Origin of the sequence: Nonlabens sp. MIC269 (genome assembly GCF_001430865.1) — a bacterium.
Classification (GTDB): domain Bacteria; phylum Bacteroidota; class Bacteroidia; order Flavobacteriales; family Flavobacteriaceae; genus Nonlabens; species Nonlabens tegetincola.
This window is the reverse complement of sequence record NZ_CP011373.1, coordinates 40,468-54,293: the sequence shown is the minus strand read 5'-3', so window position 1 is coordinate 54,293 and position 13,826 is coordinate 40,468. Positions and strand designations below refer to the sequence as shown.

At 34.5% G+C, this 13,826-nt stretch carries 16 protein-coding genes; 9 read left to right on the top strand and 7 right to left on the bottom strand.

What is annotated here, in order from left to right; translation table 11 throughout:
• Window positions 1–70: 70 nt before the first annotated feature.
• The 8 genes from AAT17_RS00310 (at window position 71) to AAT17_RS00275 (ending at window position 5,294) form a co-directional block, all read left to right on the top strand.
• A complete protein-coding gene (locus AAT17_RS00310) occupies window positions 71–802 on the top strand; it encodes an acetolactate decarboxylase (RefSeq protein WP_060524891.1) in 732 nt (243 codons plus the stop codon).
• 21 nt (window positions 803–823) lie between these two features.
• Window positions 824–1,117 carry a hypothetical protein gene (locus AAT17_RS00305; RefSeq protein ID WP_060522414.1) on the top strand — a complete coding sequence of 98 codons (294 nt, stop codon included), beginning with the start codon at window positions 824–826 and terminating at the stop codon, window positions 1,115–1,117.
• Between the two features lie 265 nt (window positions 1,118–1,382).
• Window positions 1,383–1,823 (top strand): hypothetical protein, encoded by a 441-nt coding sequence (locus AAT17_RS00300; RefSeq protein WP_157539177.1) that lies wholly within the window; start codon window positions 1,383–1,385, stop codon window positions 1,821–1,823.
• Window positions 1,824–2,039: 216 nt separating this feature from the next.
• Window positions 2,040–2,648 (top strand): hypothetical protein, encoded by a 609-nt coding sequence (locus AAT17_RS00295; protein WP_060522412.1) that lies wholly within the window; start codon window positions 2,040–2,042, stop codon window positions 2,646–2,648.
• A gap of 235 nt (window positions 2,649–2,883) precedes the next feature.
• Entirely contained in the window at window positions 2,884–3,123 is a 240-nt protein-coding gene (locus AAT17_RS00290; protein ID WP_060522411.1) for a hypothetical protein, read from the top strand.
• Complete coding sequence (locus AAT17_RS00285) at window positions 3,116–3,403, top strand: type II toxin-antitoxin system RelE/ParE family toxin (RefSeq protein ID WP_060522410.1); 288 nt, start codon at window positions 3,116–3,118, stop codon at window positions 3,401–3,403. The genes AAT17_RS00290 and AAT17_RS00285 overlap by 8 nt, the downstream gene beginning before the upstream one ends.
• A gap of 374 nt (window positions 3,404–3,777) precedes the next feature.
• Window positions 3,778–4,101, top strand: coding sequence for a hypothetical protein (locus AAT17_RS13245; protein WP_157539174.1), 324 nt, complete (start codon window positions 3,778–3,780; stop codon window positions 4,099–4,101).
• A gap of 329 nt (window positions 4,102–4,430) precedes the next feature.
• Window positions 4,431–5,294 (top strand): hypothetical protein, encoded by an 864-nt coding sequence (locus AAT17_RS00275; protein ID WP_060522408.1) that lies wholly within the window; start codon window positions 4,431–4,433, stop codon window positions 5,292–5,294.
• A 351-nt stretch (window positions 5,295–5,645) separates the two neighbouring features.
• Here the strand turns inward: AAT17_RS00275 and AAT17_RS00270 are convergent, their stop codons facing one another.
• The 5 genes from AAT17_RS00270 to AAT17_RS00250 all read right to left on the bottom strand — a co-directional run bounded on the left by AAT17_RS00270 (window position 5,646) and on the right by AAT17_RS00250 (window position 11,876).
• Window positions 5,646–6,476: a hypothetical protein gene (locus tag AAT17_RS00270; protein ID WP_060522407.1), complete on the bottom strand. Its 831-nt coding sequence runs from the start codon at window positions 6,474–6,476 to the stop codon at window positions 5,646–5,648.
• Window positions 6,460–7,164 carry a hypothetical protein gene (locus AAT17_RS00265; RefSeq protein ID WP_060522406.1) on the bottom strand — a complete coding sequence of 235 codons (705 nt, stop codon included), beginning with the start codon at window positions 7,162–7,164 and terminating at the stop codon, window positions 6,460–6,462. The genes AAT17_RS00270 and AAT17_RS00265 overlap by 17 nt, the downstream gene beginning before the upstream one ends.
• 110 nt (window positions 7,165–7,274) lie before the next feature.
• Window positions 7,275–8,531: an aminotransferase class I/II-fold pyridoxal phosphate-dependent enzyme gene (locus AAT17_RS00260; RefSeq protein ID WP_060522405.1), complete on the bottom strand. Its 1,257-nt coding sequence runs from the start codon at window positions 8,529–8,531 to the stop codon at window positions 7,275–7,277.
• Window positions 8,532–8,728: 197 nt separating this feature from the next.
• Window positions 8,729–9,769, bottom strand: a complete 1,041-nt coding sequence (locus AAT17_RS00255) for a PLP-dependent cysteine synthase family protein (protein ID WP_042279181.1) — start codon at window positions 9,767–9,769, stop codon at window positions 8,729–8,731.
• 61 nt (window positions 9,770–9,830) lie between these two features.
• The gene (locus tag AAT17_RS00250) at window positions 9,831–11,876 is read right to left on the bottom strand and encodes a S9 family peptidase (RefSeq protein WP_060522404.1); all 2,046 of its coding nucleotides are present in this window, start codon (window positions 11,874–11,876) and stop codon (window positions 9,831–9,833) included.
• Between the two features lie 138 nt (window positions 11,877–12,014).
• Here AAT17_RS00250 and AAT17_RS00245 point away from each other — a divergent pair, with 138 nt between their 5' ends.
• On the top strand, window positions 12,015–12,338 hold the full coding sequence (locus tag AAT17_RS00245) for a YbaB/EbfC family nucleoid-associated protein (protein ID WP_060522403.1): 324 nt from the start codon (window positions 12,015–12,017) through the stop codon (window positions 12,336–12,338).
• A gap of 3 nt (window positions 12,339–12,341) precedes the next feature.
• On the opposite strand, the gene AAT17_RS00240 is transcribed toward AAT17_RS00245, so the two are convergent.
• Together AAT17_RS00240 and aroB are read right to left on the bottom strand one after the other, a co-directional pair.
• Window positions 12,342–12,632, bottom strand: a complete 291-nt coding sequence (locus AAT17_RS00240) for a hypothetical protein (RefSeq protein ID WP_042279188.1) — start codon at window positions 12,630–12,632, stop codon at window positions 12,342–12,344.
• Between the two features lie 107 nt (window positions 12,633–12,739).
• A complete protein-coding gene (gene aroB, locus AAT17_RS00235; RefSeq protein ID WP_060522402.1) occupies window positions 12,740–13,813 on the bottom strand; it encodes a 3-dehydroquinate synthase in 1,074 nt (357 codons plus the stop codon).
• Window positions 13,814–13,826: the final 13 nt, after the last annotated feature.

The following is a 13,826-nucleotide window of genomic DNA, read 5'->3' as shown; positions in this document are numbered from 1 at the left end:
CAGGCAGAAAAACAGTTTGATAGGATTGCTGTATCTTAGTTTTACTAAAAGTATGACCATCACAAATCCTATGAAATTACCATATACTGCAATTGCTGTGCTAGCCAGCCTACTTTTAGGTTGTCATTCAGCCGAAAAGAAGAAAACCACTGAGGAAGAAAAAACCTATGCCGACGTTGAAGTGGTGAGTGCCATGAGAAATGTCATGTGGAAAGGTGAACTGGGCAGTAACATACAATTAGATAGCATTTCCGATAAAAAAGGACTTTATGGGATAGGTCCCGTGAGTTATCTACAAGGTGAATTACTCATCAACGATGGTAGTAGTTACGTGTCTACCGTGGTGACAGATTCCGCTATGAAAGTGACAAAAACTTATAAAGTCGGTGCGCCCTTTTTTGTTTATACCCATGTAAAAGAATGGAAACAAGTCGATGTTCCTGCTAGTGTAAAGAACATTAAACAATTAGAAACATTCATCAGTAATCAGGTCAAGGACATGAAAAAACCACTTGCTTTTAAGCTCGCTGGTCATGTTGCAAGCGCTCACATTCATATTCAAAACCTACCTGATGGTGCTGTAGTTTCATCACCGCAGGAAGCTCACCAAGGTCAAGTAAATTATAAATTATATGATGAGGCTGTTGAGATTGTAGGCTTCTACTCTACCGAGCACAAGGGAATTTTTACACATCACGATTCCTTTGTACACATGCATTTAATAACGCAGGATGAGCTTCAAATGGGACATCTTGATGAGGTAGAAATTAAGAACATGAAATTATTTTTACCTAGTAAATAGCCTATTAAAGCATTAGAAAAAATGGCATTAGGACTTGGACACTTATTAGATTTAAATAGAAAATTAAAAAACAACAAACAGTTACTTTCTTCAAAAAAGTCCAAAGCCAGATTAAAAAATCGAGTTGCTGGTCGTGGTAAGGATACAGGTAAGTACAAACAACAATCACCCAATATCTCTGATGCCGAATTAACTTTAATCAAATCTGATATTAAGAATAAAATGATAAAGGAAAATAGAAGAATCAGGTTCCTTACTATTCTTTGTTTTATACTTTGTATCAGTGTAATATTACTTATCATTTCGATTCTGTAAAACAGTTCGCTGCAATTTCAAACTTCTATGTAAATGACATAAACATGTATTCCTGGATACTTATTGAAATTAGGGATTTAGGTTGATATTCCGCTTTCGCGAAAGCGTACTGAATACATACAATTAAGAAGAATTGAGGTAAAAAACAACTCTTTTTTCACCGTTTAAGTATCTTTGAGAAAACAAAACACTAACCAAACCAACGACTACCGTACACTATAGAACTGAGTGAACTAGCCATAATCTGGTCGTGTTGTAAAAACATTTGAGAAAAATGCGAGCCAAAATTATAATAACTACATTTTTAATAGGAATTTTTAGCGTTTTGAACGCTCAAGAAAATGTGGATAGAAATGAAATGGTTGGATTTGCATGTTACTTTGCTGGTCAACCTTCAAAAACGGTAGAAAAGTATACTCAAAAACTATATAAGCAAAATTACAAGTGGATTTCTAAACGACTGAAATCTAAAAATAACGCGGAAAAATATATGTCGGTTATAATACTTGAAAGACTAACCGAGGTCAAAAAATACAAACTAAATGAAACTGAATTGAATTTGATTTCTGAAATAAAAAATTCTAATGAATTAGTTTCTGTTTGTTCTGGTTGTACATCTTTTGAAAAAGTATCCCTAAAAGAACTTTTGGCTGATGATAAAAAGCTTTTTGCAAAGAATTGGCTCGACAGGAATATTAAGATGTAAGAAAAAAACGTTTTACCACAATATATAATCACTATTACAGCAGATTCGACTGCGTCCGAATCCAGTCGGAATTGCTAACAACTGTGCTAAACCGGAAATCATTAACTTTAAACCCGTAACTGACGGTTACACTAGACCGTTGTGCATCATATGACCACAAGATCGATTTATTACTTAGTATTTATAGGGATTTTACTTTCTAGCTGTGCTACAAAGATGTATTATTCAAAAAATAATGCCTTAGCATCGAAAATAATACTCACAGACTCGAAATTTAGAATTATTGAAAGTAATGGCAATGAGGTCGTGAAGCACAAAGGTATTTACCAATTAAATGACAGCACACTTACATTAATTTTTGATAAGGAATCATCGCTTCCAATAATCACATCTACGAAAAATATCACGATTAAATCCCAATCAGAAACCCCAGATCGTCAAAAAATGACTATTATCTCAGCAATTGACGATAACCCAGCTTGGCTTGCTGAAATTGTTTTGAGAGATGCTTCGAAAAAAATTATCAGAAAAATGAAGCCAAATTTTGATGGTGAGGTAATTCTCGAAAATTTAGATAAAATTAGCGAAGTGGAGATATCTAGTCAAATAGATGCGCGAACAATGATATTTGATTTTCAAAAATATAAAAACCAAAATATTGAAATTAAGTTAGAACCCATAAAATGGGGTGGCGAAACAGTAAAAGCGCCCTATTGTGGAATAGTTTACGCTACGCAACCAGTCATTGTCGCGAAAATAGAACGGGACAAGGATACTCTGATCAAGATTTTCATCGATGAAAAAGTTTATTTAGCTGAAAGATAATATGATCTAGAACACGACCTATTTGCAATAGCTTGGGCATTGCTCATCCGATAATTCCTGCGGAATTTTCTCTGGTTTTGGTATCTTTCAGAAAATAAAATACTAACCAAACCATCGAATACCCTACACTTTAGAAGGCCAAAAATGCGGTGTACACTCGCCATGACCTGTGTATGTTAGCTACTATTTGGGAATGGTTCGTATTTGGTGTATTTTTACATCAAAACATGTAATTATGTCAAGACAAAGTATTTCTTTTACAAAACCAAACGATGAATGGCTAAAAGCCCAAGTGGACAGTAAAGAATATTCTAGCAAAAGCGAATTAGTTAACGATTTAATTAGACAAGCCCGAAAACAGCAAATTCAAATTGATTGGATTCGAGCTAAAATTGAAAATGCTGAAAATAGCGGATATACGAATGATAGTAAAGAAAGTATTTTAGCTCAATCAAAGTCTTTGTTAAATGGCTAAATACAAACTGACGAATGAAGCGAAAAATGACTTGATTCGGATTCACCATTACGGAGTTAAAAAATTCGGAATGATCCAAGCAGATAAATATTTTGAGTCTTTTTTTGAATATTTTGATATAATCGCTGAACGTCCTTTTTCCTTTGAATCTGTAGACTATATTAAAAAAGGATATAGACGTTGCGTATGTGGAGTTGATAGTATTTTCTATAAAGTCAATGAAAATATTGTGGAAATAGTGACGATTGTTGGAAGACAAGATTTGAATGAAAAATTTTAATGGGAATTTAAAAACTATTGTCCTCAAAGAAATGAGGTAAAAAACAACTCTTTTTACACGGTTTGGGTATCTTTGAGAAAACAAAACACTAACCAAACCAACGACTGCCGTACACTTTAGAACGCTGCGCATTCTGCATTAACTCGCCATAACCCATACGTGTTACCATACCTTTGAACCAATCAATAGAAATAGAATTAAAATTTAACCGAAAAGACTTTGAAGAAGTATATTTCAATGGAAATCAATTGAATTATTTCAAAAGTACTACGACGAAAAGACCTTTTCAGAACCTTTTGATTTATTCCTTGCTGTTTTCCGTTCTCTTATATAACGTAATATTCGAAAATTCAACTCATATAATGACTATAATTATGGGACTTATTTTCTTAACTAATCTGATAATTTATCTGATTAAAGTATATGGAATAAGGGGAAAGAGAAAAAAAGTAAAGGATTATTTAGATGGAGTTGAAAAAATCAAAAATCACAAATTAATTCTGACTAAAAATTCATTTACAATAATTCAAGAAAATGAAAAATTTATTGAAAAATGGACTGATTTTAAACCTATTGAGATTAATGAGATGTTTGTTTACCTAATGTCTGACAAAGAAAACTACCTTATTCCAAAAAAATCAATGACTGAACTTGAATACACCACTCTGACTTCAATTCTGACTGAAAAAATAAAATGAAAAAAACTGCGAAAAACATTTTAAGAAAACAGATTTTATCAATCTTTCTTTCGGAAACAATCCTATATTCGAACAAATTACTAAAGCTAACAATGAACTAAGCTAAAAAACAAAACGTTTTTTCGATTAATTTCTAGCCTAATTTGGATCATAACATAATCCTAGTTTCAGTATAAAAAAGGCTCATTTTCTCAATCCTCACTCTTACTAAATTTTTATTCGTTTAAGTATATTTGAGAAAACCAAACACTAACCAAACCAACGACTACCGTACACAATAGAACTGAGTGAACTAGCCATAATCTGGTCGTGTACGGTGGTAAACTATTATGAACGAACAACAAAGAACAAGTATACAAGCCTTACTATTAGTTAATGACTCTTCTTTGTCTAATCAAAAAGCGATTTTAACTGAATTAAATTACCTTCTTATTGAGTGTACTCAAGATTTATATAAGATTGGAATACAGTTTGAAGATGCAGGACTTTTTGAAAAATTGCTATTCCAAATAACCTTTCATAACGAAACGCTTTTAACTCTTACAAGTGGGAAATTAATTGAAATTCGTGATAAGCAAATAAAAATAAATGACCTGACAGCTGTTTATTCTATCGCACGACTTCAAATAGAAACATTCATTAATTTATCCTATATGTTTTTTGTTGACTCTGAATATTCTAAAGAAATAAGAGCATATGTATTTAAAATACAAGGATTGAGGAAACAAATTGAGCTAACTAAAAAGCACTCAAAGGATTTTGAACCGATTAAAAAAATGAGGAATGAATTAGCTGAAGAATTAAGGAAAATCAGAAAGTTAGATGAATTCAAAAAAGTACCAGTTGCTAAAAGAAAAAGATTTATAAATCCATCATATGCAAGATTAATTAAATTGGACGATATATATCCATTGATAAAAATTGGTAACTTATCAAGAATTCATTCTTTGTATTCAAATCATATTCACTCAGAGTATATAAGTATTCGTCAATTATATTCTGCGGTAAATGATAATTCTCAGTACGAAAGTTCATTTTCGACTGTGATATTATTGTGCTCAAGAATTACATCTTTGGTTATCACCAATATTGTTGAAGATTATGAAATAAAAAATTACTCTTACGCTAAAGCTCCTTTGAAGCTAAAAAAAGTAATTGAATCAATAAATAAATTGTCGAGTGAATTAAAATAAATTATATCGTAACAAAGACTAGAGATAAAAAAAGCAACTCATTCTAGCGCTTTTTTATTGGATGGAAATTTTGAAATTCCGTTCACAATATCGTCCTGATTTCAATATTGAATATGCTTGTTATGGAGTTTCATTGCATATCAACATAAAAGCTAATTTTCGGCACCTTTTTTTGAGACTGACAGTTGTGGAATGATGACTAGGTTTTCAGATCGTTTTGGCTTGTTAAAACGCTCTCTTGATGCACTGTATAATAATTGAATGTTTTTCTGATTACGCTTTCGCGAAAGCGTGATCAACACTTACCTATCGCATAACTGCTATAAACCTAATTTAAGAGCTCTTATACAATTAGGGCAAATTGGATCGTCTAGCATTTCTTCTATTAATTCGTTTCTGTTTTTTTAGTAAAAAATATTTACGACGTTTTTCACTAATAGATAAGTCATCATGGTCCCGACTTAATAAATCTTTGAGCTCCTGATCCTCGGTTATAATTTGGCGACTTCTTTGAGCATTGGATAAATTGTCAACATGATACCTCACTCCTAACGATAAAGTGAAAAAGCTAGCAGTTTCAAAATTTTCAATGAGATTAGGTGAAGCTTTTATATCATAAAAACCTTGCTCAAAACTAGGTGAAAGTACCATGGAAAACGAGTCTGCAAAACGATACTCTAGCGCCGAACGAAATTTGAGTAAGGAGCCTGAGTCTCTAAAAACTCCATTACCTTGTTCGGGAGATTGTCGATTTCTAAATTGAGTGTAACCATAACCTACATCTACTCCAACTCTAAACTTGTTGTGAAGAACAAACTCATAACCGGCAAAAAAATAGGCATTAAAACGATGCGACCTGTCATAAGTTCCTGTATCTAAAGAGTTATCGTTTTTGAAGTAATCAAAGTTCAAGGCTCCGCCTAGATACACGTTTTTATACGGATATAACTGTAATCCTGTTCCAAATCCTAGCCTACCTGTAAAATTGGACCCAACAAAGGAATCACCTGTAGGAATGGGCTGTTGTAAGTACCAGTCAAAAGCAAATATTCTGCGACCTGAATCCTCGCTTGTGGAATCATTTAATATAGGATCATTATCTTGTTCCTGAGCTGTGCATTCACTAAAAATTCCTAGAACTAACAAACAAGCGATAAAAAAACTTCTAGTAATTGATAACATAGGTTTGTGTATTTGCATCAATTTGAATAGTGCTTGTTGTGGTACTCGTACCATTAAAAATGCTTACTTCCATTTGTGATGGGGCTAGTGTGGTTACAGGAGCTTGTTGCGGATTCTCAGAAGCTGGAACTCCAATAAATTGAGGATTACACTCAAAGTTCTCTATAGAACTGGGTAATTGAAAAGTTCCATTTTCATAAAGTAACGGACAGTCCATCGATTCCGCTACAATTTGTATGTCAAGATCGTTATTCACTCCTGTAGAACTTTGAAAAACTAAAATCACATCGAGTTCTTCCTTAATAGGAACTTCAGGAATAAGTAATTCTAAATTTGTAAATGATTTTTTATTAATGCGATAATCTTGTAAAGGTTGGTCATCTCTATAAACGGTTAGATAAAAAAGAGAATTAGTTGCTGACAAGGCTGTCATTTCAATTTTTCCCTCATCGTCTGTAAAAGCTCTTCCTAAAATGAAATCACGATCTGGCTCAGAAAACTTTGCGTTGTCTCTAGAAAACAACCTGTTTATGATACGATAATTAGACAGTACCACTTCTACATCGGTTGCTCTGGAACCATCAGGTTCCATAATAGTAGCTTCTAAATATAATCGCGTATCGTTTTCTAAACGAGGTGTACACGCAACAATTACCATTAAAAAACTACAAAGGAAAAGATTTTTCATATAGTCGGTTTTACTTGAGATGTAAAATAATCAAAAAGGTTGCGTGATAGGCGAGTAAAACAAAAAACCCGATGTTGTCACATCGGGTTTTTTATATATAAAAGTAAGAATTAAGCCATTGCTTTTGCAACGCTTGCGCTTAATCTTTTATAAACACCACCTTCTAAACGGTCACGAATAGCAGAGAATGCGTCTAATGTCTCATTGATATCATCCATAGTATGTGAAGCTGTAGGAATCAATCTTAATAGGATTAATCCTTTAGGAATAACTGGATAAACTACGATTGAACAGAAAATACCAAAGTTTTCTCTGAGATCTTTAACTAGAGCCATTGCTTCTGGTATACTTCCTTTAAGGTATACTGGTGTTACACAAGATTGTGTAGTTCCTATATCAAAACCTCTTTCTTTAAGACCACCTTGCAAAGCATTTACATTTTCCCAAAGCTTGTTTTTAAGTTCAGGCATAGAACGCAGCATGTCTAATCGCTTCAATGCTCCTTTAACTAATTGCATTTGCAGAGATTTTGCAAACATTTGCGATCTTAAGTTGTATTTTAAGTAATCAATGATTTCTTGATCTGCCGCTATAAAAGCACCAGTACTAGCCATTGATTTTGCAAAGGTCGCAAAGTAAACATCGATTTGATCTTGTACTCCTTGTTCTTCACCAGCACCAGCACCTGTGGCACCAAGAGTTCCAAATCCATGAGCATCATCTACAAAGAGTCTGAAATTGTATTTTTCTTTAAGTGCAACAATTTCCTTCAATTTACCTTGCTCACCACGCATCCCAAAAACACCTTCTGAAATAACGAGTATACCACCGCCAGTTTGTTCAGCGATTTTGGTAGCTCTTTGTAAATTCTTTTCAATAGATTCAATGTCATTGTGCTTATAAGTAAAACGTTTACCGTGGTGCAATCTCACACCATCGATAATACAAGCATGAGCATCTACATCATAAACGATTACGTCATCTTTAGAAACAAGCGCATCAACTGTAGAAACCATACCTTGATACCCAAAGTTCAATAAATATGCAGCTTCTTTATTAACAAATTCTGCTAGCTCGTTTTGAAGTTGTTCGTGTAAATCAGTATGACCACTCATCATACGAGCACCCATAGGATAGGCACTACCATATTCTGCGGCAGCTTCTGCATCTACTTTTCTTACATCAGGATGATTGGCAAGACCTAGGTAGTCGTTTACACTCCATGTAATAACTTCTCTACCATTAAACTGCATGCGATTTGCAATAGGTCCTTCTAATTTAGGAAACACAAAGTAACCTTCGGCTACACTTGCCCATTTTCCTAGTGGTCCTTTATCCTTGTAAATTTTCTCAAATAAATCCTTCATAAAACCGATTTCTAATCGGCAAATATACGATATACTGCAAAACTTAACGGATATTGCGCACGTGCAGCGACGTTAAATTATCAATAATTGTTAATAACAGTCGGATATCCAGTAACTTTTAAGAATAAAAATCTAGGTATCAAAAATCATATTTGATACTCTAAGAAAATACAAGTAATTTAAGGTAAGTTAACTACTTATTTAACGTACTCAATGTGTTGCTGAGTAGCTGTTGATACCGAATCAAAGAAACCTTGCTCTTCCATCCACTTATCATTGTATATTTTACTCATATAACGAGATCCATGATCTGGAAAAATAACTACTACAACTGCATCCTTATCAAAAACTCCTTGAGCAGCTAATTGCTTTGTAGCTTGCATGGCTGCACCACTAGTATAACCTACAAATAATCCTTCATGCTGCGATATAAAACGAGCCATGTGAGCAGCGTCTTCATCTTTTACTTTGGTAAAGCTGTCTATAGCTTCAAAATCTGTTGCTGTAGGAATTAAGTTTTTACCGAGTCCTTCTATTCGGTATGGGTAAATCTCGTTTTTATCAAACTCTTGAGTCTCGTGGTACTTTTTAAGAACACTACCATAAGCATCAACTCCCAAAATTTGAACATCTGGATTTTGTTCTTTTAAAAATCGAGCTGTTCCTGATATAGTTCCTCCTGTACCACTACAAGCTACAAGGTGTGTGATTTTACCTGCTGTTTGTTTCCAAATTTCAGGACCTGTGCTGTTGTAGTGAGCGTCTATATTAAGTTCATTGAAGTATTGATTAATATAGATGCTGTCTTTAATTTCCTCGTGTAAACGCTTTGCTACTTGATAATAACTGCGTTCATCATCGGCACTTACATGTGCTGGACATACATAAACTTTGGCACCCATAGATTTAAGCATGTCAATCTTATCGGCACTTGATTTTGAACTTACAGCCAGAATACAATCATACCCTTTTATACGACTTACCATAGCAATACTGAAACCCGTGTTACCACTTGTAGTTTCTATAATTGTATCGCCTGGTTTTAAGATTCCTTTTCGCTCTGCTTCTTCTATGATATGTAAAGCAATTCTATCTTTTGAAGAGTGTCCTGGATTGAAAGCCTCTACTTTTGCATAAAAATTACCTGAATATGGGGCTACTTTTTCTGAAAGCTTAATAAGTGGTGTTTCTCCTATGAGTTGCAACACATTATCGTAGGCTTGTATATCTTGGTTCATATATAGGGTTTACTGTGTGTCCATTTTTTGGCACAAACGTGGCAAAGTTACACAAAAATTATCAGTCTGTAATTCCTTCTAAATCAAGAAGAAAAGCATACTCAAGCGCTACTTCTTTGAGTGCATCATACCTACCAGATGCACCGCTGTGACCGCTTTTCATGTCGGTTTTGAACAAGAGAAGTTTGTCGTTTGTTTTGCTTTCGCGTAAGCGGGCTACCCATTTTGCTGGTTCCCAGTATTGAACTTGTGAGTCGTGATAACCCGTTGTAACGAGAATATTAGGATAATCCTGCTCCTTTATTTGATCGTAAGGACTGTAACTGAGCATGTATTCATAACTGTCTTTATGGTTGGGATTACCCCATTCGTCATATTCACCTGTTGTTAATGGAATAGTGTCATCAAGCATGGTACTAACGACATCGACAAATGGTACAGCACTTAATATACCGTTGTATAGTTGTGGTGCCATGTTTATAACCGCTCCCATAAGTAGTCCACCAGCACTACCACCGCTAGCATACAATTGTTCATTGGAAGTATAGCCTTCTTTAATGAGATGTTCACTACATGCAATAAAATCTGTAAACGTGTTGCGCTTTTTAAACATTTTACCGTCTTCATACCAAGTTCTTCCCAAATACTCACCACCGCGTATGTGGGCGATAGCGTATATAAAGCCTCTATTAAGTAAGCTGAGTCTAGCTATTGAAAAGTAAGGATCTATAGTTGCTCCATAACTACCATAACCATATAGAAGTAAAGGATTACCGGTTTCCTTTTTCATACTAGTCTTGTAAACCAAGCTTATTGGTACTTTGGTGCCGTCAGGTGCAGTAGCCCAAACTCGCTGTGACGTGTAATTACTAGGATCAAAATCTGCGTCCTCTACAGGTTGTGTTTTAAGTACCTTTTTCTCTCTGGTTTCCATATCAAACTCTATAACGCTTGCTGGAGTTGTTAATGAGTTGTAGACATAGCGTAATTTTGTTGTATCAAACTGTAGATTGGCACCAGTATATGCCGTATACGTTTCATTATCGAAAGGCAGAAAGTAATCGGACGTGCCATCCCATGCCTTAATCCTAATCCTATTAAGTCCATTAAATCGATCTGAAACTACAAGGAACTTTTCAAATAGATTAAAATCCTCTAGAAGAACATCGTTATCATGTGCTATTAAGTCTTCCCAATTTTCCTTTTCGGTAAGGTGCAAGGGCGTTTGCATTATTTTAAAATTGGTAGCTCCATCTTTATTAGTCATGATGAAAAAATGATCCTTGTAATGTGCTACACTGTATTCTAATTCCTTTTCTCTTTCTTGAAATAATTGAAAATCAGCGTCTGGTTGATTAGATTTTATAAAACGGACCTCATCAGATAATGTAGAAGAGGATTTAATCATTATAAACTCCTGCGATAGCGTTTTATACACAAAGCAGTTGTAAATCTCATCTTCTTCTTCAAAAACCAATTCACCATCATTATCAGGGTTGGTCAATTTATATTTAAAAATGCGATTTGCTCTTAGAGTTTCTGGATCTTTTCTTGTAAAAAAGAGAGTATTGTTGTCTGCTGCCCAAGTGGAACCACCAGTGGTTAGAGGAACAGCTACATCCAGTATCTCACCTGTTTCAAGGTTTTTTACCATAAGAGTATACTCTCTTCTACCCTTTGTATCAATTCCAAAAGCGGCTAATTTATTATCAGGCGAGATATTCATCCCGGTAAACTTGTAAAAGTCGTAACCTTGAGCCATTTCATTTACATTAAATAATAGCTCTTCTTTTTGAGTGGCGTCATTACGCCTGTAATAATATGGGTAGCTCTCACCTACTTCCATTTTGGTATAATACCAATATCCGTTAAATAGATAAGGAACCGATTCATCATCCTCTTTAAGTCTACCTTTTATTTCTTGAAAAAGAGATTCTTTAAGATCATCGGTATGAGCTGTCATGGCATCGTAATAATCATTCTCTTGTTCCAGATATGAAAGAACCTCTGGTGCGTCTCTTTCTCTCATCCAGTTGTAGTGGTCGATTCTTTGATGTCCGTGTTTTTCGTGAACGTGCGGTATTTTTTTTGCCACAGGTAACTTCATGTATGCTCTTTTTTTAACCGGCGCAAGATACACAGATATTACCAAGCAATTGTCATCGTTAACTCACTATTCAATAAGCATTTCAAATCATGACTGTAAGGTTATAAATGTCTATTTTTGCAAATAAAATTTAGATCTATGTTTGGAGATATGATGGGAATGATGGGAAAAATCAAAGAAGCCCAAGAAAAAGTAGAAGCTACTAAACAACGTATGGACACCATATTAATAGATGAGAAGTCCAGCGACAATCTATTAAATGTTACGGTTACAGCTAGTAGAAAAATTAAAAACATCTCTATCAATCCAGAATTGCTAGAGGACCAAGAACAGTTAGAAGACTATTTAATTTTAACTCTTAATAAGGCATTAAGCAAAGCTGAAGGTATTTATGACCAAGAAGTAGCTGCAGCTGCAAAAGATGGAATGCCTAACATTCCAGGTATGGATTTGTTTAAGTAACGATCAAACCTTTTTTCCTTGCGCATCCATTTCAGGTAGAGCATCTGGGTCATCCATACTTTTTTCATCGTAATCGTCAAGGTCAAAAGCATCCATTTGAGCACTGAGGCGTTTGGAGATTTTAACCAAGTATTTTGTATCCTCAGTTAATACTTCAACCGCTTCAATGGTTTCATTTTTATGGTTTTTGAAGGTTATGATGTCTTCATCGCCGTAACCAGCAGGATACTTTTCTACGAGTAACGCAACCATTTCTGGAGTGAGCTTTTTGTAGTCTACAATAACATTTTTCATAAGACTAGAATTTTGAGGTGTTCTAAAATTAGAAAAAACTAATTACACCTCAACTTCTTCTAGACATTTTTAACTTAAAAAAGAGCTTTTCAGGAAGTGAATAACGTTTAAACTGTAGCCAATTCATGGAAAGCTAAAACAATATCCTCATTTTCCACCTTTTGATCAGTGACAAAATCGCCTATGCTAGACAAAAGAACAAATCGTATTTCTCCATTGACATTCTTTTTATCATGAGCCATCAATTGAATCATATCTTGTATATCACGGTCAGTAAATGAAAAAGTAAAGCCAAGTCCTTTGTACCAGTTTTTAATAGAATCGTATTCTAATTGAGATAAACCAGTATATCTAGTACTTAAAAAGGACTCTACAAGTATTCCTGCAGCCACAGCCTCGCCGTGCAAAACATCAGGTTGATCTGGTTGAGTTAGACAAAAAGATTCGATAGCATGACCTGCTGTATGCCCATAGTTAAGAGCTTTACGAGCCCCTTTTTCAGTAGGGTCGTTAACTACAACGTCGTTTTTAATTACGGCGCTTTGAAAAATTAAATGATCAAATATGTCATTATAATAGTTTTTACCGGCATTAATCATGTCGTTCCAATATGCCTTATCAGCTATTAAACCGTGTTTAAACATTTCGATGCTTCCATTGACTAATTGCTGCTCATCTAGAGTACGTAAAAATCTTGTGTCAATTAAAGTCATTATAGGTGGAACAATAACTCCTATTTGATTTTTAAGTGGTCCTAAGTCTACACCGTTTTTGCCGCCTATTGCTGCATCGACCATACCTAATAAACTGGTAGGAACGTGTATAAAATCTACACCTCTTTTAATGGTGCTAGCTACAAATCCACCTAGGTCTGTAATTACGCCACCACCTAGATTGATTACAAGACTGTTACGGTCTATTCCTAATTCGACCATCGCACTCCACACACCACTACAAGTTTCAATTGACTTATGTTCTTCTCCAGGATCAATTGCGATTACTTCAATTCTACTTTCAGTTTTCAATTCTGGCATAAAAACTGGGTAACAATGATCCATGGTGTTTTCATCGACCATAATGAAAATAGAGCTAGGTTGCTTAGTTTGTAGGTACTCATTAAGCTTAGTGTAGCTTTCTTCTTGAAAATAGATGTTGAATAGGTGATTTTCAATTGATTCCATATATAGAGTCAAA